This window comes from Microbacterium sp. KHB019 (assembly GCF_037285405.1).
In the GTDB taxonomy this organism is placed as follows: domain Bacteria; phylum Actinomycetota; class Actinomycetes; order Actinomycetales; family Microbacteriaceae; genus Microbacterium.
This window is the reverse complement of record NZ_JBBDHF010000001.1, coordinates 1,157,272-1,181,949: the sequence shown is the minus strand read 5'-3', so window position 1 is coordinate 1,181,949 and position 24,678 is coordinate 1,157,272. Positions and strand designations below refer to the sequence as shown.

Below are 24,678 nucleotides of genomic sequence, written 5' to 3'. Positions count from 1 at the left end.
GGAGAACTATCCATCAAATACCCCGGTAGTAACCTTAGGGCCACGGTGGCCGATAGAGGTACAACGAGCCGAAAAAATTCGGCGCACCGCTGGGGAGTACTGGGGAAGGAAAAATGGGAGCCAACGAACTGTCGATGCAGTTGTGGCGAGAGCGTGAACTGCTGGAGATGCTGCTGTTCAAACTCGACGAACAGCAGCTTCTGCTCGCCGCAGGGCGATCGCACTGGATACAGTTTGCTACACGTGAGATCGAGCAGGTACTCGAGCGTCTGCGCGCGACCGCGCTCGCACGCTCCGTCGAGGTCTCGGCGGTGGCAGAGGAATGGGGCGCGGCCGACGACTCGTCGCTGCGCGAGCTGCTTCAGCACGCACCCGAGGGCGTCTGGCGCGATGTCTTCGCCGACCACATGCATGCCCTCACGCAGTTGACCGCCGAGATCGCGCAGCTTCGCGACACGAACGCCGACCAGCTGGCCGGCGTCATGCGCGCCACGCAGGAGACGATCGCCAGCCTCGGCCTGGACACGGGGGAGTACACCACCGCCGGCGTCCGTGCGCGAGACGATTCAGCGCGCATCGTCGACACCCAGATCTGACACACCGCGATCGGACAGAGAAGAGACGATGTCGACTTTCAGTGGATTGACCACCGCCGCGAGCGGCCTCGCCGCAGCGCGCCGTGGAATGGACGTGGTCGGCCAGAACATCGCCAACCAGACCACGGAGGGGTACACCCGGCAGCGCGTGGTCACCTCGTCCGTCGCCGCCCTGGCGCACACCGGCCGCTTCAGCACCGGAGCGGCACCGGGGCACGGGGTCTCGATCGACGGAGTGGCGCGTCTCGGCGACGCGCTCCTCGACGCGCGAGTGCGCGACACCCTGGCGTCGTCGGGCTTCTGGTCCACCAGGGCCGTTGCCGCCACCACGATGGAGGCGGCGCTCGCCGAGCCGACAGCCGACGGACTGGCCGCTCGGCTCTCGCAGTTCTGGGCGGGCTGGCAGGATCTCGCCAACACGCCTGACGCTGGAGCGGCAGCATCCGTCGTCTTGGAATCCGCCGGAGAACTCGCCGCCCAGATCGCCGGGGGATACCGCACGGTCGCCACCCAGTGGTCGGACGCCCGAACGGCGGCAGAGCGCACCGTGACCCAGGTCAACGCGGTCGCGGACCAGATCGCCGATCTGAACCGTGAGATCCGCAACGCTCTCGCCTCTGGCCACTCCGCGAACGAGCTCATCGACCAGCGCAGCGTGCTCGCGCAGAACGTCGCCCGTCTCGCCGGAGGGAAGGCGAGCATCGAAAGCGACGGCACGCTCACAGTGCGCATCGACGGCAACGCGCTCGTCGCCGGTTCCGACGCCCGCCATCTGGCCCTGAGCGGACCGACCTCCATCGACGCGGGTGGGCGCATGACCGTGTCGTGGGCTTCGGCATCCGACATCCCGGTGTCGATCGTCGGCGGCGAACTCGGCGGCAACCTGTCGGTCCTTGCTCCCGCAGAGGATGGCGGGATGCTGGCGAAGCTCGCCGCCGGGTACAACGAGGTCGCCACGGCTCTCGCCGGCACGGTCAACACGCAGCACCGCGCGGGGGTGACCTCCTCCGGTCAGCCGGGCGGCGACTTCTTCGCGATCTCCACCACCGGCCCCGCTGCGCTCGGGCTGAGCGTCGTCGTGACCTCCGGCGCGGAGCTCGCGCTCGCGAAGCCCGGCGCCGGTGCCTGGGATTCCAGCAATGCCGACGACATCTCGCAGATCGGTCTCAGCGCCGGCGGCCCCGACGCGATCTGGGCGGCGCAGGTGTCGAGCCTGGGCGTGAGCACCGCCGCCGACATCCAGCGCGCCAGGGTCTCCGAGACCGCGACCATCACCGCAGCCGCGGCACAGCAGTCCGTCGCCGCCGTCGACGGCGACGAGGAGACGATCAGCCTGCTCACCTACCAGACCGCCTATCAGGCCGCAGCACGAGTACTGACCGCCGTAGACGAAGCACTCGACGTCCTGATCAACCGCACCGGCGTCGTCGGACGCTGATGGAAGGGCCATCATGATCTCCCGTGTGACAGCATCCTCGATGACGCAGACGGCCATGCGCCATCTGCAGTCCAATCTGTCGGAGCTCGCGAGGCTCCAGGAGCAGGCGACGTCCCAGCGCGCGTTCGCCGCGCCATCCGACGATCCGGCCGCAGCGGCGGCCGCACTCGACCTGCACGCCGAGCAGCGTCGCAACGACCAGTACGCGCGCAACATCGACGACGGGCTCGCGTGGGTGACCACCGCCGACTCCGCGATCACTCGCAGCACCGCGCTCCTCGGCCGAGTACGCGACCTCACGATCCAGGGCGCGAACGACGGCGCGATGGATGCCACGGCGAAGGAGGCCATCGCGGTCGAGCTCGAGGGCATCCGCGACGAGCTGCTCGCGCAGGCCAATACGAGGATCCTCGGCCGCTCGGTGTTCGCCGGCACCTCCGACACCGCGGCGTTCGACAGCGCGTACGCGCACAGCGGGTCATCGGACGGACAGGTGATGCGCCGCGTCTCCGACACGGCATCCGTTCGGGTCGACACCGACGGAGCCGCCGTGTTCGGCACGGGGGCGGGCTCGGTGTTCGCCCTGGTCGACAACATCATCTCGGATCTGCGCTCCGGGACGAACGTCGGGCCGCGACTCGCCGAGATCGATGATCGCCGCGACGCGATGCTCAGTGCCCAGGGCGCGGTCGGCACCCGCCAGTCACAGATCGAACGCGCCAAGGAGGCGGCTGTGCAGAACTCGGTTTCGCTCGAATCGCGCCGTGCGGCGGTCGAGGATGTGGACTCAGTGGAGGTGCTGGTGAAGCTGCAGGCTCAGGAGCTCGTCTACCGATCCGCTCTCGCCGTCAACGCGCGCGTGCTCCAGCCGTCCCTCATGGACTTCCTGCGATGAGCGCCGTTCTGAGCTTCGTCGCGCCGCCGCCCGGGCTCGCGCCGCACGTGGATTTCGCCCTGACGCCCGTCGACGGCTCCGATGGACTGTTCACCCTGCGCGCCGTCGACGACGCGGAGCTGCGGCTGTACCTCGTCGATCCGAGCACGGTGCTGACCGATTACGCCCCGATGCTGACCGACGAGCAGACGGACGAGCTCGCGCTCTCCGCGCCCGAGGACGCGATGCTGCTCGTCGTGGCGCACCCGGCGGCCGATGGCGTCAGCGTGAATCTCCTCGCTCCGGTCGTGGTGAACCGCGGCACCGGTGTCGCTTCTCAGGTGATTCTGGAGGGGCAGGACTACCCGCTGCGTGCAGCCTTGAGCTGAGACTCGATGTGGACTTAAGTCGTAGATGGTGTCGGATGTTTACGACCTATGGCTATAATTCCGAGCATCGGGAAGTTGGCGCTCTTGACGTCATTCCCCGATGAGTCTGAGGGGACAGCTATGAGCGGTGTCGCAGTGCAATCGGAGATCGACCTCGAGCCGACGGTCGTGGGCCAGCCAAAAGTCGCAGTGGTGATCGACGACGATCCGGACGTGCGCAGTCTGCTCGACGCGGTCTTCCGCTCAGCCGGCTTCGAGGTCGTCCTCACCGGCTCCGGCCTCGACGGCATCGCCGCTGTGAAGGAGCACGAACCGGCGATCACGACGGTCGACGTCAACCTTCCCGGCATCGACGGCATCGAGGTCGTGCGTCGCATCCGCAAGACGAGCTCCTCGTTCGTCATGATGCTCTCGGCTCTGTCCGAGGAGACCGACGTCGTGCTCGGACTCAGCTCCGGCGCCGACGACTACGTCGTCAAGCCGTTCCGACCGCGCGAGCTGCGTGCACGTATCGAGGCGCTGATGCGACGCCCCCGCCTCGACCCGCCGTCCGCGGACGCCGCCACGACGGGGCCGGTGCCCACCGCGGCGCGCAACCCCACAGCCACATCATCCATCTCGATCGTGGACCCGGAGAGCCTGGACCGCTGGGAGTCGCACCGCGACATCAGCCTGAACCTCGCGACCCACACCGCCCTCGTCTCGCAGCGCGAGGTCGAGCTCACCCCGACCGAGTTCGATCTTCTCGCGACGCTGCTCGAGTCCAAGCGCCGTGTGCGGAGCAAGGCGGACCTCGCCCTCGTCCTGCGCGGGGAGGCCTTCGGCTCGACGTCGTACTACGTCGGAGAGCCGGACAAGCGCGCTATCGAGGCGCACATGACCAATCTGCGTCGCAAGATCGGCGACAACACGGTCGAGCCGCGTTACATCGAGACGGTCCGGGGCGTCGGCTATCGGCTCACACCAGCCGAGGTTCCCGCCATCATCTGACGACGCCCGCCGTCCGGCGGGCGTCGTGCGTCTGGCGGATACCCGGCGGCGCCCGTCAGTCGACGACCTCCCACGGTGAGCGGTCGTGGTCGGTGATGCCCTCCAGCGGATCCTCCGCCTGAGTCCACCACTGGGCCTCGAACGGAACGTCGTCGACGACGACTCTGGCGCCCTTCTGGTAGACCTGACCCGAATTCCACTCCGGATACGTCCCTGCGGGAACCGTCGGCAGCGCGTACGGTTCGTCCTCCGGCAGCACGGGGCCCACCAGCACCCATGACGTCGTCTCGGCCGTCTGGGTCGGGTCATCCGGCTGAGGTCCTCCGCTGACCCACCACTTGGCCGCGTAGACGTATCCGTGCCACACGACGCGAACATCGTGCGAGTACGAGGCGTCCTCCGACCAGATCGGGTACGGGCTGGTCTCGGGGTCGTCCGGCACCGGCGTCGCGGCCGGGGTGGCTGCGGCATCCGACGGCGAGTCGTCGTAGCCGGTCGAGAGGATGCCGGCGAAGGTCTCCCCGGCCTGCTCGACGCCGCTGCACGAGTCGGACACGATCGACACGTCTGGATAGTTGGGTCCGCAGGTACGGTCGCGGTTGATCGACCACATCGACATCCGCGCGAGCTGCTTCTGCTGGGCGAAGTCGCTCAATGCTGCGGCGTCGTCGAGGGTGAACACCTCCTCGCGGACGTCGTTCTGCCCGATCATGGGCGTCGCGCCCATAACGGCCCAGGCGCCGGCCGCCGGCAGCGGCACCCGCAGGCTGCGGTAGAGCGTCGTCAGCTGGTCGTGCACGCCGTTCAGCGCCTGCATCGACGTCTCCGCCATGGTCGCGTCGCCGAGATCAGTGCCGTAGTCCATGGTCATGACGTTCACGCCGGCGAGGTCGACGCCGGCCTCCAGCAGCTGCTGGACCGCGTTGACACCGGATGCGGTCAGGCCCGTCGGCGCGGTGGGCAGGGTCACCCAGACGTCGAGAGCGCCGTCGGACGCCTCTCGCTGACGCTGCAGCGCCGCGATGGCCGCCGCGCGGCGGGCGCCGGCCTCGACATTCTCGAGTCCTTCGCCCTCGAGGTCGAGATCGATCGTGGTGATCGAGTACCGGTCGATCACCCGCGAGTACGCCTGCATCAGCGACGAGGTGGTGTCGCAGGCGACGGCGAGCTCCTGATTCAGCGCGCCGCCGAACGACACCGCCACGTGAGCGCCGTCGCGCCGCATGCCGTCGATCCGGCGATCGAGGTCGAGCTTCGCGCCGGCCTCGGAGAGGCTGTAGAAGGTGCCCCAGGACGGAGCGCACCGCGTCGCGCTGGACGCGACGATGAACCCGAGCACGATCGTGTCGTCATTGCCGTCGCCGACGGTCGGCGACATCGAGACGTCCGCCGCCGTCACATCGAAGTAGCCGCCGAACCATTGCGGGCCCGCCGTCTCCGCGATCGCGGGATCGGCCCGCGTGAGGTACCACGGCACCGCCACGGCTCCGGTCGCGACGACGAGGACGACGGCGATGCCCAGGAGCACGCGCCAGGGAGACAGACGCTTGCCGGCATGGCGTCCCTGACGGGGTGCGCGCTCCCGGCTCGGCCGGTCCTTCGGCTCCTGCGTCGGCTGATCTTCGGACAACTCCAGTCCCTCCTGCCCTTCGGCGCCGCTCACGAGCGCAGCTCCAGCTCGGAGCGTGCATCGGCCTGCTCCGGCTCGACGAGGGGTCGCTCCTGCGCTGTCGCGCGCGGTGCGGACGTCCCAGGTGCCGGGTGCCCCTCGTGCAGCATCGCCCGCCAGTCCGGCGTGGCATCCTTCGTCTGCTCCGCAGGCTCCGGACGCTCGATGTCGACGTACATCCAGTCGGTCAGCCCGATCCAGGTGTCGACGAGCCCGTTGCGGATGCCGATGTTCCCGAGGAACGCCCAGGCAGCGCAGATCGCGTTGAAGGCCGAGAATGCGAGGGTCCACCAGGACGCGTCCTGGTAGCTGCGCCAGGCGATGAATGCCGAGTACGCGATGATCGCCACCGGGCTGATGATGTACAGCAGCGGCGAGCTCGTGCGGTCCTTGACCTTCGGTGTGCGGGCGAACGGGATCTTGCGACCCGTCATGCCCTGCTGCAGCGATTTGAGGACGCCGGCCAGGTTCACCGGCAGCAGGATGAGGTTGAAGCCGTAGATCCGGAAGATGTCGGTGCGCTTGTATCCGCTGTAGTGGAGATCGCTGGACATGGCCAGGAAGTACGGCAGGGCTCCGAAGAGGATGAACGGGCTCACGAGCCTGTTGTCGTACGGATAGACGAGCAGGAAGATCAAGCCGAAGCTCGCCCAGGCGATCGAGGCCATGTAGTTCATCCGCAGGGAGATCTCGGCCGTGCCGAGCGGCTTGTGCAGCCGCCGGCTGTCGCGCATCTGTCGCCACATCTTGGGCAGGATGAGCAGACCGCCGTTGGCCCACCGGCGGCGCTGCACGATCAGCGAGCCCCAGTCAGGGGGAGTGGCGCTGTAGCTGAGACGCTCCGGATAGTTGACGAGCTTCCAGCCGAAGAGGGTGAGGTCGACGCTCGACTCGGTGTCTTCGATGACGGTGCGGTCCTGCACGTAGCGACGGACTTCGATGCCGTCGATGCTCTCGATCTCGAGGATGTCGTCGAGCGCCTCCATGCGGATCACGGCGTTGGCGCCGACCCAGAAAGTCGCGTTGTACTTCGTCATGCCCTGATGCAGGATGTGCTGCACGTCGGTGGTCGCCCCCGCGAGGCGTTCGATGCGCGTCGGGGCGTTGCGGAACGACGAGTAGGGCGTCTGGGTCACGGCGACGTTCGCGTTCTCGGGCTGCTCGAGGAAGTGCACCAGCCGCAGGCAGTAGTCGCGCAGCAGCAGGGAGTCGGCGTCGAGGGTCAGCACGAAGTCGGAGTACGGGATCTCGAGATCGGCCGCAGCGCCTCCCGGTGCGGGCCGCAGCATCACGCCGTCCGGAGTGACGTGCTCGACGAACCGGCCCCCCAGCAGGCCGATGTAGGCGTTCAGGTTCATGGCCTTGTTCGCCTCGTGCGAGAGCGATGCGTAGCGCTTGCGCTCGAACGAGGTCATCTCCACGGAGAAGATCCACACCAGGCGGCGGTAGAGCTCGTGGACCCGCTCAGGGGTCGGCGCCGAGCCTTCGGCCGCAGCCATCTCGAGCGCGACGGCGGTCGATTCCAGATCATCGGCCAGGCCTCGAAGGATCTCCTCCACGAAGAAGTCGTCGACGTGGTCCTCGCGGGGTTCGGCATCCGCGAAGTCCCGCAGCCAGGTGATCGCGAGCCAGTGCTGGTCGATGAGATCGGGGAGGGCGTCCTCCGCGATGCCAGGCAGATCGCGGATGCTCTCGAAGAAGGCGAGCGCGTCGACGGCGCGCTCGCGCGGCTCGTGCAGGGCGTAGGCGATCTCTGCCGTCACGGCGCGTGTGGCGTTCAGCTTGTCGCGCGTCTCGGGGTTGCTCGGGTACGGGTCATCGTCGATGAGCAGCACCACGCGCATCTCGGGGTACTCCTGCAGCGCGGCCGACCACAGCGTCTTGCGGATGACGCCCGGCTCCTCCGCGTAGGAGGGGACGAGCACGGTCAAGGGACGATGATCGACCGAGAAGTGCCGGTCGAGCTCGGCGCGCGCCGTGCGCCGGTGCGTGCGGAACCGCTGGAACGCCCCGTAGCGGGCGAGCAGATACATCAGGGCGGAGAAGGTGAGGAACGACACCACGACGATGTAGGACGCCGCCTCGATCATGCGCCAGGTGGTGTCGAACTCGCCCGCCAGGAACAGCGTGAGCAGAACGGTGAGCACGTAGAGGATCCACGCCGCGATGGTGAGCCAGATCGCCACTCGCGCCAGGACGAGCTTGCGCGTCGACGGACGCGCGTGTACGGCGGGAAGCGGAGCATGTGTCTTCTCCGTGCCCCACTGCCTGCGGCGTCGCGGCGTGGCCGTATGACCGTTCGTGCTGCTCATTCATGTCCCTCTCGCGCCACTGAGGCCGCGGTGCCCCATCACCGCGGCCTCAGATTCCCGCTCATGATCGTATGATCAGGCGTGCGCCGTGGGAACGCAGTCGAGCCGTTCTTTGAGTAATCTTGCGGCAGACTTGAGTATCCGTTCCGAGAGGCGAGCACGCATGGTCCGCACGCCATCGATCTGGCGCTGGCAGTTGATCTTCACGGGCGGCATCGTCGCCATCGCAGTGATGATCGCGGCCTTCCGGCCGGCGACGTTCGCGACCCCCTTGGTCGTCGCCGGTTTCGCGCTGGTCATCCTCATCACACTCGCCACGATCATGGTTCCCTGGGACCGGCTGCCCGCCATCGCGGCCGTCAGCGTCCCTCTGCTGGACGCCTTCGCGATCGGCCTGACCACGAGCACACCCGACATTCGACTCGGCTTCCTGTGGGTGTTCCCGGTCACCTGGCTCGCAACGTACTTCACCATGCCCTGGGTGTTCATCGGCATCGCCTTCATCAGCGTGTGCCTCATCGCGTTCGGCAACCACCCTGGCGATCCGGCGCAGATGATGCTGCGGGTGCTCATCGTGGTGATCACCCTCGGCTTCCTCGGCACCACACTGCGGATCGGCACCCAGCGCTCGCGCGCAGCCCGACGCCTGCTGCAGCGGCAGTCCGAACAGGTGAACACGGCTGCGACGCGCGCCGAGACGCACCAGCAGCGCGTCACGCAGATCATCGACGTGCTGGATACTGCTCTGGCAGCGATCGGCGAGGACGGCGTCATCCAGCGGATGAACGATGCCTACCGTTCGCTCTACGGACGCGATCGTTTCGGCGCGACCCTCCCTTCGCCGGCGGTCGAGTACGACGACCGCCGCGGAGAGCCGCTCCCTCCGGATCAGACGGTCCTCGCCCGAGCGGCGCGCTGCGAGCTCATGCGCGGAGAGCGAGTGTGGCTGTACGACAGCCAGGGCCGGTGGAGGGCACTGCAGGTGAGCACGCAGCAGCTCGCAGGGGCATCCGACGCGCAGCGCACGACGCTCATCATCATCGACGACGTCACCGAGGCGCTCGAAGCGGCCGAGAACCGTCGCAACGTCTCGGCGATCGTCTCGCACGAGGTGCGCAATCCGCTCACGGCCGTCATCGGACACGTAGACCTGATGCTGGAACGCGACGATCTGCCCTCCGACGTCGTCGCGCAGCTCGAGGTCGTCGCGAATGCCGGCGAGCGGATGCTGCGACTGGTGTCCACCGCGCTCGACGAGTCCAAGGACGAGCCGGTCGTGCTCTCCGAGCCCGTCGATCTGCGTCAGGTGGTCGACGCCTCAGTCGCCAGCTACCACCCGACCGCGACGAGCCAGGGGCACACGATCGAGGTCACGGGTCGCGACACCCTGCTCATCTACGGGGACGCGTTCCGACTGCGACAGGTGATCGACAACCTGCTCAGCAACGCCGTCAAGTACACACCGGCGAACGGTCGCATCGGGATCGACCTGGGCGTGGACGACGAGAGCAGGGCCGAGGTCACGATCACCGACACGGGTCTCGGCATCGCCCCGGACGAGCTCGAGCACCTGTTCGACCCGTACTTCCGTGCCGATGAGGCCAGATCGGGCGGCATCCCCGGAACGGGCCTCGGCATGGGGATCGCGCGAGACATCATCACCGCGCACTGCGGCACCATCGACATCACCAGCGAGCCGGGCGTCGGGACCAGCGTCACGCTGCGGTTCCCGCGCCAGCGCGAGGAGCGGTCGACGCACGCCTCGGCTGAGCACTCGACACAGCGTGCGACGCAGCGCACAGACGAAAGAGAGCCAGCATGATCGTCAACGCCGCTCACGACGCCATCCGCGTCGACGCCTCGACGGGGCTCGTCGCGATGGTGACTCTCGTCACGGCGCTCGTGTTCGGTCTGATCACACTCGCTCGTCCCAGTCGCGCCACGATCACGTGGGGCGTCGCGTTCGGCCTCGGTCTGCTCGGGACATACCTCTGGGTCGGGGCTCAGCAGATGGACTCGGCCGTGCTGCAGGCCGCGGCATCCGGGTTCATGATCTGCTTCGAGCCGATCATCTGGCTGGGCCTGCGCATGCATTTCGGCAAGCGTCCGATCTGGTGGCCGGTCGTGGCGTTCGTCCTGATCGTGCCTGCGGTTCTCGCCGTGTCGGCCGACGGTCCGGGTTTCCAGCCCGTGTTCCGTGCCGTTTTCTTGGCCGCCGGCGTGTTCGCGGCGCTCATCGCGTACGAGCTCTTCCGCAACCCCAGCCCCCGCCGTGACATCAAACTGCCCCTCGCTTTGGCGTCCTGCGCGTTCGCGATACTCGCGGTCGTGGGCGGAGCGGCTGCGCTGTTCGACACGGAGCTCAGCCTGTCAGTGCAGCTCGACGTGCTCCGGGAGATCAACAGCGTCGGCACGCTCGTGACGAGCGTGTGCGCGGCGTTCACGCTGGTGCTGCTGGTCCGAGCCGACGGCCAGCAGGTCGACACCGCCGCGCTCGGAGCCGTGCGCGCCCGACGCCGGCTGCAGAAGGCGCGTCTGCACGGCGATCAGGCCTGGTCGATCCTCGACGTGCGCCTGGACGACACGGCCGATCTGCGTGAATCCACCACCGGCGTGGGCTTCGGACGGATCGTCGACCGGTTCCACGACGACATCATCGACAGCCTCCCCGCCGCGGCCGATGCGGATCGCGTCGACGACGACCGCTGCATCGTCATCATCCACGGCAGCGACGAGTCGGTGCAGCACCATGTGCGCACGATGCTTCGGCGGATCTCCACCATCGGAGGCGCTGGTGCCAGCGCGGGCATACGCCTGTCCGCCAGCGTCGGATGGGCCGGTGTGAGCGTCGTCGGCTACGACTACGACGAGCTCATCGAAGCTGCAGCGCAGGCCGCCGCCCGCGCGCGCGACGAGGGCGGCGATCGCTGGGAGCGGGTGAAGAAGGCGCCGACTACCCTGGAGAGGTGATCCTCGCCGTCGACACCTCGCTGGGTACGGCCGTCGCCCTCATCGATTCCGACGGTCAGGTGCGCGCCGACGCCTGCAGCCCCGATCCGCTCGGACACGCCGAGGTCATCGGCACCCTGCTGGAACGGACTGTGAGCGATATCGGCGATGGCGTCATCACGCATGTCGTGGCCGGGATGGGGCCCGGCCCTTTCACCGGCCTGCGGATCGGAATCGCCACGGCACGAGCGTTCGCGATCGGTCGCGGCATCCCCGTCGTCCCCGTCCCCAGCCACTTCGCCGCGGCCCTCTCCATCCTCGAGGCGGAGGCTCCGGAGACCCGCTTCGCGATCGTCACCGACGCCCGCCGCCGCGAGGTGGCGATCTCCGTCTTCGACGGGGTGGATGCCGACGGCATCCCGAATCTCGTCGAACCCACCGTCCTCGTGCCCAGGTCCGGTGCGGATGCGCGGCTCGACGGCATCCACCAGATCGAGGTGGCGACACTCGACGCCGGCGCCCTCGCCCGTGTCGGGATGCTCGCGGCCCGCGCAGGCCGCGAGCTCACCGGCGTCGAGCCGATCTACCTGCGCCAGCCGGACGTCACCGTCCCCGGCGCGCCGAAGCGGGTGAGCTGATGACCATCCGCACCGCGACGCCAGCCGACCTCGACGCGATCATGGCGCTCGAGAACGCCTCGTTCCCCACCGACGCCTGGAGCAGCGAGTCCATGGCCGCCGAACTCGCCACCGCGTACAGCCACTACATCGTCGATGAGGACGCCGGCGCCGTGATCGGGTACGCCGGGCTCCGATCCATTCCAGGAAACGCGGATGCCGACATCCAGACGATCGCGCTCGCCGAGACGCGCAGGGGACAGGGCAGGGGGCGCGCCATGCTGCGAACGCTGCTTGCCGAGGCCGCTGCCCGCGGGGCGCGCGAGGTGTTCCTCGAGGTGCGAGCCGACAACCCGTCCGCCGAAGGGCTGTACCTGTCCGAGGGCTTTGAGGAGATCGGCCGTCGACCCCGGTACTACCAGCCCGACGACGTGGATGCCATCGTGATGAAGGTGAAACTGGCATGAACGAACCACTGGTCTTGGAACCCCTGGTGCTGGGCATCGAGACGAGCTGCGACGAGACCGGGATCGGCATCGTCCGGGGTCGCACTCTGCTCTCGAACACCATCGCGTCGAGCATGGAGGAGCACGCCCGCTACGGCGGCGTCGTGCCGGAGGTCGCCGCCCGCGCGCACCTGGAAGCGCTGCAGCCGACGATCGATGCCGCACTCGCCGAGGCGCAGGTCTCGCTCCACGATCTCGATGCCATCGCCGTCACCAGCGGCCCGGGTCTCGCCGGAGCCCTCATGGTGGGCGTCGGCGCGGCGAAGGGGCTCGCGGTCTCGCTGAACAAGCCGCTGTACGCCGTCAACCACCTGGTCGGGCACATCGCCGCCGACATCGTGACGCCGGAGTCCGAGCCGCTGGAGTACCCGACCATCGCGCTGCTGGTCTCGGGCGGACACACGTCGCTCCTGCACGTGCGCGATCTCACGACGGACGTCGAGCTGCTCGGCGAGACGATCGACGACGCAGCCGGCGAGGCATTCGACAAGGTCGCCCGCCTGCTCTCGCTGCCGTATCCCGGCGGACCAGAGATCGATCGCGCAGCCGATTCCTCGCCGAGCGGAGCCGGCGACCCGAAGGCGATCCGCTTCCCTCGTGGGCTGTCGAAGGCCACCGACATGGCGAAGCACCGCTACGACTTCTCGTTCTCTGGACTGAAGACCGCTGTCGCGCGGTGGGTCGAGCGCGAGGAGGACGCCGGTCGCGCCCTGAGCGCGTCGCAGCGCGCCGATGTCGCCGCGAGCTTCCGCGAGGCGGTCGTCGACGTGCTCGTCACCAAGGCGCTCGCCGCGTGCGCTGACCGCGGTGTGCCGCGGCTGCTGCTCGGCGGAGGCGTCATCGCCAACAAGCGCCTCCGGGAGGTCGCGATCCAGCGTGCAGAGTCCGCCGGTGTCACGGTGCGCATCCCGCCGCTGAGCCTGTGCACCGACAACGGCGCGATGATCGCCGCTCTCGCCGCCGATCTCATCGCCTCCGGACGCCGTCCCTCCACGCTCGCGTTCGGTGCGGACTCGACGCTGCCCGTCACCGAGATCCAGGTCGCCGAGCGCGTCGAGACCCAGGGGAGCGCCGCATGAGCGACCTGGAACCGCAGAAGCAGCCGCAGGTCGAGCCTCCGCACCCCGAGGTCGAGCATCCGGCCGATCGCGCCCGTGTTCCTGGCGCCCCCCGCGGTGAGTACACGAAGATGCCCACCGGACCCGTGAGCACGGAACCCCTGGTCGCCAGCGGCCCGGCCGACACGGCGGGCATGGGGGCGGTGCAGTGGGCCCCGCACGATGAGCCTTCCGCCGACGACAACAGTCGTCTCGCTCCGTGGGCCCTCGTCGCCGCGATCGTGGCGCTCGTCGCCTCGTGGTTCGTCGGGTGGGGCATCCCGCTCGCGATCATCGCCGTGATCGCCGCGATCATGTCGCTGCGGCGGCCGGTCGAGAGCCGGGCGATCTCGACCTGGGCCCTGGTGCTCGGCCTCGCAGCCACGCTCTTCAGCCTGGGCTGGCTCATCTGGGCCGGGATGCAGCTCGAGAGAGTGGGATAAAGGATGCCGGACGCCGACTCCTCCGCAGAGCTGCGGATGCTGCGTGCCAAGGCCTACGGCCCTGGCGGAGACCTGTCGGCGGACGAGCTTGCGCGCTTGCAGGAGCTCGAGGGGCGGCTTCGGCCGTCTGCGGCGACTTCGCCGCCTCCGCTCAACGACCCGCACGAAGACGACTCGCCGGAAGACGACCCGCAGGAAGACCTCTTCGGGTCGTTGAGCGAGGAGCGCAGCAGCGAGACGACCCTTCGACAGGCTCAGGAACCACGGGCTGAGCACGCGGAGCGCGCCGAAGCCTCCACACAAGCTCCGGCCGCAGCTCGCCGCCGCTGGCCCGTGCTCGCGGCATCCATCGCCGGAATCCTCGCGATCGGGTTCGGCATCGGGTGGGCGATCTGGGGCTGGGATGCGCGGTCGTTCGCGCTGACCGCCGCTCACGGCGACCAACGCGCAGAACTCGAGAAGCAATACGATCCGGGCACGGTCGTCGCCATGGCCGAACAGCACGGCGCCGTCGTCTGGCGGGCCGAGCGTTCGAACGGCGAGGATACGTGCGTCATCATCACGCTGTCCGACCGCACCTCGAGCAGCTGCACGACATACGAGGAGCTCGAGAAGAACGGCTGGTGGCCATCCACCTCGATCACCGTCCCCGACGGGCAGGAGAACGCCGGACGATCCCTGTCCGCCGCGGTGCTGCGCACCGTCGACGGTGAGCTCGTGCCGTACATCCAACTCCAGTCCAGTGACGACTGGGACTGGGAGTCCCAGTACTCCGATGCTGAGCTCGCGCAGCTGAGGCAGATCGAGGCGGCCGGGTACAGGCCGGAGAACCTCAGCATCATCGGCAGCGATGGCGACACGAACATCTGGTACGACTGGGCGGGCCAGGGCCTGTGCATCATCGCCATCATCGACGACCAGGTCTTGGACGACTGCGCGGAGGACGTCGGGGTCGACGTCGCGCTGAGCACCACCGTGGACGGTGTGCCGACGGACTACATCCTCTCGCAGACGGAGATGCGCGGCCCGCAGTTCACGGTCGTCCGTCATCCGGCGCCGACCACGGTCGACTCCGAGACCGGGGATGTGATCGATCCTTCCGGCGACGACCCGATGTTCGACGACCTCTTCAGCGACGATCCGGAGATCGACGACAAGACCGGCGAGTAGGTCTCAGACGCGGTCGGCGAGGATCGCCATCCGCTTGTCGCCGACCCGCGTGAGGATGAGCGTCGCCGACTCCGTGCCGCGCAGGGTCAGCTTCTTGCGGAAGGCCGCGGGGTCGACATCCATCCCGCGCTTCTTGATCTCCAGGGTCCCGACGCCGTGCGCCTTCAGGATCTGGTTGATCGACTTGGGGTTCGCCGCTGCGACCTCGCGCACCCTGAACGACTGCACGAACGGGCTCGTCACCGCGGCATCCCCGGTGAGGTAGGCGATCTTCGGGTCGAGCATCCCGGCATCCAGGCTCCGGGCGACATCGCCGATCAGGCGCGCACGGATGACGGCGCCGTCCGGTTCGTGGACGAACGCGCCGAGCTCGCGGGTCTCGGCATCTTCAGAGTCCGCACCCGCCGTCAGCTCGTGAGACTCGTCGCCGCGCATCACCAGAGCCGATCGCCGCACGCCCTCGCGCGCCAGGGCGCCGGACCACACGACCAGCTCGACGACGCTGCCGTCCGCGCTGACCCACTGAGCCTCTGCGTCCGCGGGGAGCGCATCGCGATCGTGCGCTGGACCGAGCTTGATGCCAACGGGCATCCGTTCCGCCAGATCGAAGGCCCAGCCGAGCGAGGGGGAGTAGTCGGATGCCGCGACCCGGCGCGTCTCGCTGTGCCCAGCCGTGCGGCGGGCGGGGTCGAGCCACACCGCCGTGCGCTTCCATCGCAGAAGCGCAGTTTCTTCGTAGGAATCGCCCGAATTCGTGCGAAGTTCGTGCTCATCTGCGAAGTTCGCGCCGACGAAGTCTTTCGCAGTGCCGTGCTGGACAGTGGCATCCTCCCCGAACGGAGCGAGGTTGTACGCGGCGATCGCCGCGGTGACCTCATCCGCATCCACCGCCCGCACGCTGAGCCCGGCGCCGGCGAACGCGAGGGAGTCGCCGCCGATCCCGCAACCCAGGTCCGCGACGCTCTCGATGCCGGCGCGGCGCATGCGACCGGCGTGCCGGGCCGCCACGCCCAGACGCGTAGCCTGCTCGAGGCCCGACCTCGTGAACAGCATCCGCTCGGCGAAGGCACCGAACTTCGCGACGCCCTTCGCACGCAGATGCGCCTGGCCGACGACGGCGGACACGAGATCCGGGAAATGACCAGCGGCGCGCAGCCGCGATACGGTCTGCGCCACTTCGGAGGTCGTGCTGATCGTCCCGACCTCGTCGAGCAGCCGAAGCCCGTCGGGGGTGAGCAGCGCGGTCAGCTCGGACATCTCCACCCGCTCAGCCTAACGACCGAGCGGGTGGAGATCGTCGCGTCAGCTGCAGGATGCGACGAGCGCGAACGACGCGTCGCCCGTCTGCATGAGGCTGGTGACGGTGGCGTCGCCCTGCCCCATGTACGCGAGAGAGCCCTTCGCGTAGTAGGGGTTGTACGGGTTCACGCCGTACGACGTCGCGCGCCCCGCGGCTTTGTGATCCGCGTTGGATGCCGTGAAGCAGCCGTCCGGATCAGGCGTGGGATCGGGGGTCGGCGTGGGGTCCGGCGTCGGCGTGGGGTCGGGGTCGGGATCCGTCGCGTCGCGGTCGACGCGGCGGTTGTTGTCGAAGAAGAACTCCGTGACGTACGCCGGGTAGTCGATGCTGTTCGCCGAGATGTAGTTGCCGCCGCTGCCGGCACCCGCCGGCCACGCGTGACCGAGCCCGGTGTTCTGGATCAGCGAGACCCGAGGGCCGTCGCCGTCGGAGTAGAGGGTGCCGGTGCCGTTCGTGTTCGCACCAGGAAGACCCGCGAGTGAGAACGACGACGTCGATGCGGCACCGTACAGACCGGCCATGATCTGCGCGTTCAACGCGTTGTAGCCGGTCGCCACCGTCGTGTCGCTGCTGCCGTAGACGACCGACGTCAGCTGCGTGGCGAATCCGCTGGATCCCGTGCCCGCGAACGCGTTGCAGGTCGCCGTGCCCTGAGCCTTCGACACCGCGACAGCGCCGATCTGACCGGACGTCGTGCCGACCGTCGGTCCGGCGTCGATCCCGATGCCGGCGAAGACAGTCGGCGCGAGGCATCCCATGACCATCGTCTCTCCGCCCCCGGACGACAGCCCGGAGATGTAGACCTGATCCGCGTCGATCCCGAGCGCGGAGCGTGCGGTGAGCGCCGAGACGAGATCGAGCAGGTTGTCGTCGTGGCGTGATGGCGCCGAACTGGAGTGGTTCGCGTCGTAGTAGTCCCAGCAGCCCAGCAGGACTCCGCCGTTCGGAGCGGAAGGGAGCGCCACGACCATCCCGTACTGTTCCGCGGTCGCAGCCCAGTTGCCGGCGTTCTGCATATCGGACGAGGTCTGCACGCAGCCGTGCAGGCTCACCATCAGTGCGCGGCCGGCGGGGAGAGCCGCCTGCGTCGTCGGCGTGTAGAGGCGTACGGTCATGCCGGCGATCGTCTCGGACGACCACGTGCCGGGCGATGCGGCGCCACCGCCGCCGGTGTCGGTGCCTCCACCCTCGGTATTCGTGCAGCCGGGGAGACTCTCGAATCCCGGCGGACACGTGATCGCCTGGGCTGCGGCCGGAATCCCGACCAGTGCGGCCAGCGAGAGCCCCGCCGTGACGAGAGCGGCAGTGAGACGCCGTCGAGGCATGCGTGTTGGTGATTGCAACGTCATCGATCCTCCTTGATCGGTTTGCGCATCACCGTATATGAAAGCTGATTCAGGCAACAGGGGTGTGAGGAGGGTTGGCACTCGCGTTGCATGAGTGCCAACCCAGCGCCTACACTGTGATTAGCACTCTCGGGTTGAGAGTGCGAACAAGTCTTTCGTGTCAGCGTCAAGAAAGAAGAGGTAGACCGTGTCGGTTTCCATCAAGCCGCTCGAAGACCGCATCGTCATCAAGCAGGTCGAGGCCGAGCAGACCACCGCGAGTGGCCTGGTCATCCCCGACACCGCCAAGGAGAAGCCCCAGGAGGGCGAGGTCGTGGCCGTCGGCCCCGGCCGCATCGATGACAACGGCAACCGCGTCCCGCTCGACGTCGCCGTCGGCGACCGTGTGCTCTACAGCAAGTACGGCGGCACCGAGGTGAAGTTCGGCGCAGACGAGTTCCTCGTCCTGTCGGCCCGCGACGTCCTCGCCGTCGTCGTTCGCTGACGCGCTTTTCAATTTCGAAGGTCCGGATGCTTCAGCATCCGGACCTTCGTCGTATCCGGTGACCCCTACTGACCCCCACCGCGCCCCCGATGATCCCCCGACCATTCCCCGATACGGCGCGGGATGCTCCCCGATGCCCGGCGCTGCCGTGAGTTCCAGACTCGTATCAAGCGCCACTCGGCACTCACACGGATAAAGGGGTCTCATCATGGCTGTGCAGGACAACGCCAACTTGCTCGGCGCTCAGTGGAATCTGGGTATCGAAGACGTCGGCAACGGCAACACGGACAATTCGGACAACTCCGCGACGGACAATTCCGACAACTCGGACAACTCCGACAACTCGTGGACGGACAACTCCGACAACTCGGACAACTCGGACAACAGCGACAGCTCGGACAACTCGGCGGACGACAACTCGGACAACTCCGACAACTCGACCGACAACTCGGACAACAGCGACAACTCGGACAACTCCGACAACTCCGACAACTCGGACAACTCCGACAATTCGGACAACAGCGACAACTCCGACAACTCCGACAACTCGAGCTGGTGGCAGGACAACTCCGACCACAGCGACAACTCCGACAACTCGGACAACTCGGACAACTCGATCAACGACTCGTTCCAGAACAACTCGGTTCACGACTCCGGCAACACCACGCTGAACGATCACTCGATCAGCGTCGGCACGCGGCAGTTCAACGCCGGATTCAACGATCTGAACATCGCGGGTGCAGCGGGGGCGGCCGGTGCGGGCGGAAACCTGACGATCGACGCCAGGGCGACGCTGAACGACCAGTCCGTGAACCAGAACATCTCCACCGCAGCCAGCGGCGCGGCCGGCTCGGCCGGACTCGCCACCCTGGGCTACGGCGGCGGGGGTGGAGGCGGCGGCGACACCACCGGTGGCGACGTCAACCAGGTCATCGCGAACAGCAGCATCACGGCATCCGGGGACGGATCCGTCGCAGCCGGCGGAGACGGGTCGCTGACGAACATCAACACCAACATCACGGTGGGCGATGTGTCGATCGGCAACACCTGGAACACGGACTCCTTCAACGAGGACTTCTCGGACAACTGGTCGATCAACGACTCGTTCCAGGACAACTCCGACAACTCGGACAACTCGATGACGGACAACTCCGACAACTCGATGACCGATCTGTCGGACAACTGGTCGGTGAACGACTCGTTCCAGGACAACTCGATGACGGACAACTCCGACACCTGGTCCGTGAACGACTCGTTCCAGGACAACTCGATGGTCGACGACTCGCTGGATGTCGACGTGGCGGTCGACGACATCAATGTCGGCAGCCCTACGGGAGACATGAACGACGTCGATTTCTGAGGCACAGAGCCTGCTCTGCCTGGCTGCCTCTGGAAGGCGGCCGGGCAGAGCAGTACACTGCAGACAATCCGATCCGAAGGTCGTGAGAGATGTACGGTGACAGCGAATCGGCAGAGCAGCCGATCGACGACTCCGTCTTCGATGCGACCGTCTGGACGGATGCCGCAGCAGACACCGACCCGGCGGGGACGAACATGTTCACTGCGGAGATCGAGAACATCGACTCTTCCGACTGGGAAGTGGATCCGGACGTCATCTGGGGAGATGACCCGGCTGCCGCACCCGACCTGGACGGGGCAGCAGTGGGACCAGGCCTTCTGGCCTGATCTCGAAACGGGGAGCAGAGGTGGTGCACCACCTCGTCAGCTCACAAGCAATTGGGGGAGCACGTGCCGGAAGTGCGCACCGCTGGGGAATCGGTCGCAGAAACAGTCCGCGAGGTGGGCAGCCTCGCGGCGTCCGCCGGCAGAGCCGATCTTGCCGAGCGTCTCGAGCAGACGCGGGATCGGCTGCTCGATCCCGGCATCAGGGTCATCGTGGTCGGCGAGTTCAAGCAGGGCAAGAGCAAGCTGATCAACGCGCTGGTCAATGCGCCGGCGTGCCCGGTGGACGACGACGTGGCGACCAGCGTCGCGACCGTCGTCGGCTACGCGCCGGAGCCCTCCGCGTGGATCATCGAGCGCGGCAAGAACAGCGGCCGAGACCCGCTGCATCAGAACTTCGAACGCCGAGAGATCCCGCTCGCGGAGCTCGCCGACTACGTCTCGGAGCGCGGCAATCCGGGCAATGAACGCGGAATCGTCTCGGCCGAGGTGCTCCTGCCTCGCGAGATACTCAAGGGCGGCCTGCAACTGATCGACTCGCCAGGAGTCGGCGGCCTGGAGTCCACCAACGCCTTGACCACGCTCGCGGCACTCTCCTCGGCGCATGCCGTGCTCATGGTCTCCGACGCCTCTCAGGAATACACCGAACCCGAAGTGCAGTTCCTGCGCCACGCGATGCGCATCTCGCCCAATGTGGCGGCCGTGCTGGCCAAGACCGACCTGTACCCGGAATGGCGGGAGGTCGAGCAGATCGATCGTCGGCATCTGATGGATGCCGGTGACGTGCCGATCTTCGCGGTCTCGAGCGATTTGCGGCTGCTGGCCGCCGAGATGCAGGACCGGAGCCTGAACGATGACTCGGGGTTCCCCGCGCTCGTCGCGCACCTGCGCCGCGAGGTGCTCGGCCGCGCCGAGGTGATCCACGAACGCGGCGCCGTGCACGATCTGCTCTCGGTGATCGACCAGCTGACGCTGTCGATGCGCACCGAACTGAACGCGCTGCAGAACCCTGAGGACACGCCGCGCATGATCGCCGAACTCGAGGCCGCCAAGGCCAGCGCGGACGAGTTCCGCGGACGATCGGCCCGCTGGCAGGTCACGCTGACGGACGGCATCGCCGATCTCGTCGCCGACATGGAGCACGACGTCCGCGACCGTCTTCGCCGCGTCATGCGTGAGGCGGAGAAGTCGATCGACGAGGGCGATCCCGGTCCGATCTGGGATCAGATCACCGAATGGCTCGATCAGCGGGTGGCCGCGGCCGTCGCCGAGACCTTCGTCTGGACCGACGAGCGATCGAGGTGGCTGTCCGAAGAGGTCGCCGACCTGTTCAGCCGCGGCGAGACGGCGCTGCCGGCGATCGATGTGCGCGACACCGGGGGCGTGCTCGACCCGGTGGAGGACATCGCGGGCCTGGACCCGGGGCAGCTCAGCGCGGGTGAGAAGATCTACATCGGCGTACGCGGCTCCTATGGCGGCGTTCTCATGGTGGGTCTGGTCACCGGCCTCATCGGCATGACGCTGATCAACCCGCTCTCCCTGCTCGCCGGCGTCCTGGTGGGACGACGCGCGTACCGCGAGGACATGCATGCGCGCCTGGCCAGGCGTCAGCAGGAGGCGAAGCTCATCGTCCGCCGGCACATCGACGAGGTGACCTTCCAGGTCGGCAAGCAGCTCAAGGATCGCCTGCGCCTCGTGCAGCGCACCGCCCGCGACCACTTCGGATCGATGGCTGAGGAGCTGCACCGCTCGCTCTCCGAAGCACTCACGACCGCCAAGCAGGCGGCGACGACCTTCACCTCCAAGCGCGACGCTCGCGTGAACACGCTGCGCGCGCGCATCAGTCAGCTCGACGAGCTCAGAAGCCGGATCCCAGCGCTCGATCCCGCCGCGGCCCAGGCGATCGAGCACACGCCGAGGCCAGTGGGTGCGCTGGGTGCCGGCGGATTCGGACGCGCCGACTCATGACGGCATCCATCATCGAGATCACCGAGGACCTCCTCGGAACGGCCCGCGACGTCTACCAGGGCGATGCCGCCGAGCTCGAGATCATCGAGCAGCTCGAGCAGCGTCTGCACGAGCCCCTGCGACTGGCCCTGGCCGGAATGGTGAAGGCGGGCAAGTCGACGCTCCTCAACGCTATGCTCGGCGAGCGGATCGCCCCCACGGACACCGGGGAGTGCACGCGCGTCGTCACCTGGTACCGCTTCTCGCCGACACCGACCATCACCCTGCATCCCCGTGTCGGCGAACCACGCAGGATGCCGATCCGACGCGATCACGGGCTGCTCGTGCTCGACCTCGGCGGACTCGCGGCAGAGGAGGTCGAGTGGATCGACGTCGGCTGGCCGCTGCAGGCGCTGAAGTCGGTCATCCTGATCGACACGCCGGGTATCGCATCCCTGTCGGAGGACACCTCGACCAGAGCCGTCCGCTTCCTCACCCCGGAGGACGCTCCATCCGCGGCGGATGCCGTGGTGTATCTGCTGCGTCACCTGCACGGGTCCGACGTGAAGTTCCTCGAGGCGTTCCACGACAACGCCGCCGGTGCCGCCCAGACCGTGTGCGCGATCAGCGTGCTCTCGCGGGCGGACGAGGTCGGGTCAGGGCGCATCGACTCCCTGCTCTCGGCGCGGAGAGTCGCGCATCGCTATCAGCGGGACCCGGAGCTCGCCTCCCTCACGCTCGGAGTGGTCCCCGTGACCGGGTTGGTGGCCGAAGGCGCACGGACGCTTCGGGAGAGCGAGTACATCGCCTTCCGCGAGCTCGCCGGCCTCGACAGGGACGAGCGGGAACGGCTGCTCATCTCGGCCGACCGATTCCTGCGCGAGACGGATGCCACAGGCCTGAGCGTCGTCGTCCGCCGCGATCTGCTGGCCCGATTCGGCATCTTCGGAGTTCGGATGGCGACGGCGATCATCCGCGGCGGCGCGGCCAGCTCGTCGGAGCTCTCCGACCAGCTGGTGCAGCAGAGCGGCCTGCTGGAGATCCAGGACGTCGTGGCGACGCAGTTCCAGCCTCGCGCGGCCACGCTCAAGGCGCGGGGGATCGTGCACCAGCTCGAGCGGCTCGTGCACCAGTCGCCTCGCGCGGGGACAGAGGCCATCCGCGCCGGTGTCGAGCGGTTCACGCTGGCGGCGCACACGCTGCGCGAGCTCTCGCTGCTCGCCCAGGCACGATCGCAGGGGCTGCCCGTCTCGGACGACGATGCGCCTCAGGCGGAGCGGATCATCGGCGCCGAGGGCACCGACGCCCGCACCAGGCTCGGGCTGTCGCCGCAGGCGGATGACGACGCCGTCTGCTCCGCTGCCCGCGAGGCCATCGGGCACTGGCGACGGCTCAGCGCATCACCGCTCGCCGACCGGGGAGCGCTCGAGGTGTGCCGGGTGGTGATTCGCAGTCTCGAGGGGATCGCGTCAGAGATCGACGTGCCCTTGGACTCCCGCGGGTCCGCGCCTGACGTCGACCCGGCGGGCCGACCAGCTCATGGCCCTCGGCAGGATGCTGCACAGCAGCGCGAGGACGACGAGCCCCGCCTGCGCCGCGATCATCGCCTGAAACTGCGCCCCGTGTGATCCCAGCGCCACCCATTCGGGTGAGAGGACGACGATCAGCGCGAGCAGAGCGAGAGTGGACAGCTGCCACCACCGCACGTTCGGGCGCCGGCTGGTGAACGAGACCATCAGGGTGATCTGCACGAGCAGCACGGCGACGAGCGCTCCGAACACGATCCAGAACAGGATGTCGGCTGCGCTCGTGTAGGTCTCATCGCTGCGACCGTCCGTGACACCGCGCGCCACCTCTTCGATCAGGGGCAGCAGCTCCTCCCTGACGACGAACAGGAACACGACCGCGAACGCGCCGACCGCGAAGCTGATGATCCAGAAGAACTGGCTGAGCCGCACCTCGAACGGCGGCGTCAGCTTCACCAGCACCGGCGCGACGTTCGCACTGGTCACCTCCGGACGGCGCGGTGCCTCCCGAGCCTGGTCCGGATCCTGTTCGGTCACGGCGCCGATGTCAGTCCTCCTCGAGCGGTTCTTCGACGGCCGGTTCGTCGGCGATCGCTGCGCTCGCCGCATCGGCGTCGTAGGCGTCGTCGGCGGCCGACATGTCGGTGTCGAGGACATCGGCGGGTTCGGCGACGTCGACGGGTGCTGCAGGCGCGACAGGTTCCTGAGCCGGTGCCGGGTCGACGGCGACGGGGTCGGCCGGATCGGGGACCGTGACGTCCACGTCGGCGTCGTTGAAGCTGCCGTCGTACGTCTCGTTGCCGATCGACACGTCTCCCACGGTCACATCCGTGTCGCTCTCGTCGATCATGCCGTCATCACCTGCGGCCACAGAGCCGTCGCCGGATGCCACGATCGCATCCTGATCGAAGACCTGGGTGACGTCGCCGCCGGCCGTCCAGATGTTCTGGTTCACCGACTGGTCGATCATCGTCGACCGCGCGTCGATGGTGGTGAACTGCTGGACCATCCGCATGATCTCGTTGGTCACCTCGGTGTGGGTGGTGGGCGGAGGCGGGTTCTCCGGCTGCGTGCGCGTGACGACATCAGGCCGATCGACGATGACCGGGCGAATGGATGCGACGTCGGCCAGGCAGGCACCGTGCAGATTGTTCTGCTCGAGAGCGTTGTCGGGATCGGCCGCGAAATCTGCTGCTGCATCCGGATCGCGGAGCAGGCTCAGGATGAAGGCGATCAGCGCATCCGCGATCGTCTCGATCGGTGACGTCATGGAGAAGTCCCCCTCTTGGATATCGTTCGAAGCTCAATGCACTTCGCCGGGCGTTCGCCCCTGCGCGAGCCC

The 24,678-nt window shown here is 67.9% G+C and carries 22 protein-coding genes; 17 read left to right on the top strand and 5 right to left on the bottom strand.

Annotated features, from left to right (window positions below; translation table 11 throughout):
- Window positions 1–113 precede the first annotated feature (113 nt).
- The 5 genes from KHB019_RS05670 (at window position 114) to KHB019_RS05650 (ending at window position 4,287) form a co-directional block, all read left to right on the top strand.
- Entirely contained in the window at window positions 114–596 is a 483-nt protein-coding gene (locus KHB019_RS05670) for a flagellar protein FlgN (protein ID WP_337458279.1), read from the top strand.
- 28 nt (window positions 597–624) lie between these two features.
- On the top strand, window positions 625–2,034 hold the full coding sequence (gene flgK, locus KHB019_RS05665) for a flagellar hook-associated protein FlgK (protein WP_337458278.1): 1,410 nt from the start codon (window positions 625–627) through the stop codon (window positions 2,032–2,034).
- Window positions 2,035–2,047: 13 nt separating this feature from the next.
- Window positions 2,048–2,929 (top strand): flagellar hook-associated protein FlgL, encoded by an 882-nt coding sequence (gene flgL / locus KHB019_RS05660; protein ID WP_337458277.1) that lies wholly within the window; start codon window positions 2,048–2,050, stop codon window positions 2,927–2,929.
- Window positions 2,926–3,297: a flagellar assembly protein FliW gene (gene fliW, locus KHB019_RS05655; RefSeq protein ID WP_230104072.1), complete on the top strand. Its 372-nt coding sequence runs from the start codon at window positions 2,926–2,928 to the stop codon at window positions 3,295–3,297. Before flgL ends, fliW begins: the two co-directional genes overlap by 4 nt.
- A gap of 120 nt (window positions 3,298–3,417) precedes the next feature.
- Entirely contained in the window at window positions 3,418–4,287 is an 870-nt protein-coding gene (locus tag KHB019_RS05650) for a response regulator transcription factor (protein WP_230104073.1), read from the top strand.
- 55 nt (window positions 4,288–4,342) lie between these two features.
- On the opposite strand, the gene KHB019_RS05645 is transcribed toward KHB019_RS05650, so the two are convergent.
- Complete coding sequence (locus tag KHB019_RS05645; RefSeq protein WP_337458276.1) at window positions 4,343–5,950, bottom strand: chitinase; 1,608 nt, start codon at window positions 5,948–5,950, stop codon at window positions 4,343–4,345.
- A complete protein-coding gene (locus KHB019_RS05640; RefSeq protein ID WP_337458275.1) occupies window positions 5,947–8,268 on the bottom strand; it encodes a glycosyltransferase family 2 protein in 2,322 nt (773 codons plus the stop codon). The genes KHB019_RS05645 and KHB019_RS05640 overlap by 4 nt, the downstream gene beginning before the upstream one ends.
- Window positions 8,269–8,431: 163 nt before the next feature.
- On the opposite strand from KHB019_RS05640, the gene KHB019_RS05635 reads away from it, so the two are divergent.
- Genes KHB019_RS05635 through KHB019_RS05605 form a run of 7 tightly spaced genes read left to right on the top strand, consistent with a single transcriptional unit; the run spans window position 8,432 to window position 15,050 of the window.
- Window positions 8,432–10,090 (top strand): sensor histidine kinase, encoded by a 1,659-nt coding sequence (locus tag KHB019_RS05635; RefSeq protein ID WP_230104076.1) that lies wholly within the window; start codon window positions 8,432–8,434, stop codon window positions 10,088–10,090.
- Entirely contained in the window at window positions 10,087–11,238 is a 1,152-nt protein-coding gene (locus KHB019_RS05630) for a hypothetical protein (protein ID WP_337458274.1), read from the top strand. The genes KHB019_RS05635 and KHB019_RS05630 overlap by 4 nt, the downstream gene beginning before the upstream one ends.
- Complete coding sequence (gene tsaB, locus KHB019_RS05625; RefSeq protein WP_337458273.1) at window positions 11,235–11,855, top strand: tRNA (adenosine(37)-N6)-threonylcarbamoyltransferase complex dimerization subunit type 1 TsaB; 621 nt, start codon at window positions 11,235–11,237, stop codon at window positions 11,853–11,855. Before KHB019_RS05630 ends, tsaB begins: the two co-directional genes overlap by 4 nt.
- Complete coding sequence (gene rimI, locus KHB019_RS05620; RefSeq protein WP_337458272.1) at window positions 11,855–12,301, top strand: ribosomal protein S18-alanine N-acetyltransferase; 447 nt, start codon at window positions 11,855–11,857, stop codon at window positions 12,299–12,301. Before tsaB ends, rimI begins: the two co-directional genes overlap by 1 nt.
- Window positions 12,298–13,419, top strand: coding sequence for a tRNA (adenosine(37)-N6)-threonylcarbamoyltransferase complex transferase subunit TsaD (gene tsaD, locus KHB019_RS05615; protein ID WP_337458271.1), 1,122 nt, complete (start codon window positions 12,298–12,300; stop codon window positions 13,417–13,419). The genes rimI and tsaD overlap by 4 nt, the downstream gene beginning before the upstream one ends.
- A complete protein-coding gene (locus KHB019_RS05610; RefSeq protein WP_325470970.1) occupies window positions 13,416–13,880 on the top strand; it encodes a hypothetical protein in 465 nt (154 codons plus the stop codon). Before tsaD ends, KHB019_RS05610 begins: the two co-directional genes overlap by 4 nt.
- A gap of 3 nt (window positions 13,881–13,883) precedes the next feature.
- Complete coding sequence (locus tag KHB019_RS05605; protein WP_337458270.1) at window positions 13,884–15,050, top strand: hypothetical protein; 1,167 nt, start codon at window positions 13,884–13,886, stop codon at window positions 15,048–15,050.
- A gap of 3 nt (window positions 15,051–15,053) precedes the next feature.
- Here the strand turns inward: KHB019_RS05605 and KHB019_RS05600 are convergent, their stop codons facing one another.
- Both KHB019_RS05600 and KHB019_RS05595 read right to left on the bottom strand, forming a co-directional pair.
- The gene (locus KHB019_RS05600; protein WP_337458269.1) at window positions 15,054–16,313 is read right to left on the bottom strand and encodes a class I SAM-dependent methyltransferase; all 1,260 of its coding nucleotides are present in this window, start codon (window positions 16,311–16,313) and stop codon (window positions 15,054–15,056) included.
- Between the two features lie 39 nt (window positions 16,314–16,352).
- On the bottom strand, window positions 16,353–17,675 hold the full coding sequence (locus KHB019_RS05595) for an extracellular catalytic domain type 1 short-chain-length polyhydroxyalkanoate depolymerase (protein WP_337458268.1): 1,323 nt from the start codon (window positions 17,673–17,675) through the stop codon (window positions 16,353–16,355).
- A 208-nt stretch (window positions 17,676–17,883) separates the two neighbouring features.
- Between KHB019_RS05595 and groES the strand changes: the two genes are divergently transcribed.
- The 5 genes from groES to KHB019_RS05570 all read left to right on the top strand — a co-directional run bounded on the left by groES (window position 17,884) and on the right by KHB019_RS05570 (window position 23,438).
- Window positions 17,884–18,180, top strand: a complete 297-nt coding sequence (gene groES / locus KHB019_RS05590) for a co-chaperone GroES (RefSeq protein ID WP_017203655.1) — start codon at window positions 17,884–17,886, stop codon at window positions 18,178–18,180.
- A 208-nt stretch (window positions 18,181–18,388) separates the two neighbouring features.
- Complete coding sequence (locus KHB019_RS05585; protein ID WP_337458267.1) at window positions 18,389–19,540, top strand: hypothetical protein; 1,152 nt, start codon at window positions 18,389–18,391, stop codon at window positions 19,538–19,540.
- 89 nt (window positions 19,541–19,629) lie between these two features.
- Window positions 19,630–19,866 carry a hypothetical protein gene (locus KHB019_RS05580; RefSeq protein ID WP_337458266.1) on the top strand — a complete coding sequence of 79 codons (237 nt, stop codon included), beginning with the start codon at window positions 19,630–19,632 and terminating at the stop codon, window positions 19,864–19,866.
- A 114-nt stretch (window positions 19,867–19,980) separates the two neighbouring features.
- Window positions 19,981–21,831 carry a dynamin family protein gene (locus KHB019_RS05575; RefSeq protein WP_337458265.1) on the top strand — a complete coding sequence of 617 codons (1,851 nt, stop codon included), beginning with the start codon at window positions 19,981–19,983 and terminating at the stop codon, window positions 21,829–21,831.
- Window positions 21,828–23,438, top strand: a complete 1,611-nt coding sequence (locus tag KHB019_RS05570) for a dynamin family protein (RefSeq protein WP_337458264.1) — start codon at window positions 21,828–21,830, stop codon at window positions 23,436–23,438. Before KHB019_RS05575 ends, KHB019_RS05570 begins: the two co-directional genes overlap by 4 nt.
- A gap of 445 nt (window positions 23,439–23,883) precedes the next feature.
- Here the strand turns inward: KHB019_RS05570 and KHB019_RS05565 are convergent, their stop codons facing one another.
- The gene (locus KHB019_RS05565) at window positions 23,884–24,606 is read right to left on the bottom strand and encodes an IniB N-terminal domain-containing protein (RefSeq protein WP_337458263.1); all 723 of its coding nucleotides are present in this window, start codon (window positions 24,604–24,606) and stop codon (window positions 23,884–23,886) included.
- Window positions 24,607–24,678: the final 72 nt, after the last annotated feature.